Origin of the sequence: Bacillus sp. SIMBA_074 (assembly GCF_046534555.1) — a bacterium.
GTDB lineage: Bacteria > Bacillota > Bacilli > Bacillales > Bacillaceae_G > Bacillus_A > Bacillus_A mycoides.
Genome location: NZ_JAWRYM010000633.1, coordinates 1 through 266, shown reverse-complemented (window position 1 = coordinate 266; position 266 = coordinate 1). Strand labels below are relative to the sequence as shown.

1 protein-coding gene is annotated in these 266 nt (G+C 52.3%); it reads right to left on the bottom strand.

Going from position 1 to position 266, the window contains the following annotated elements; all coding sequences use genetic code 11:
- On the bottom strand, nucleotides 1-233 hold a 233-nt coding region (locus SB773_RS32285; RefSeq protein WP_410594456.1), incomplete at its 3' end, for an MBL fold metallo-hydrolase.
- Nucleotides 234-266 lie beyond the last annotated feature (33 nt).

The window sequence follows — 266 nt, the reverse complement described above, 5'->3', positions numbered from 1 at the left end:
CCTGTATACCCATGACGATACAGCATAGGTATCGCCATGGAGTGATCTTCATGCGCATGGGACAAAAAAACGCAGCTCAGCTCCCGAGCCTTGGCAGCATCCAGCAGGGGATACATCTCTTCTTGTCCCTTTTTCACACCACAATCCAGCAGTACAGCTCGCTGTCCAGACTGGACGTAATAACATGAGCGGCCATGCTCACCTGCACCGCCCCAAACCTCAACCTGAAACATTACATCACGTCCTGTCAGCGCCTCGATAGTTCA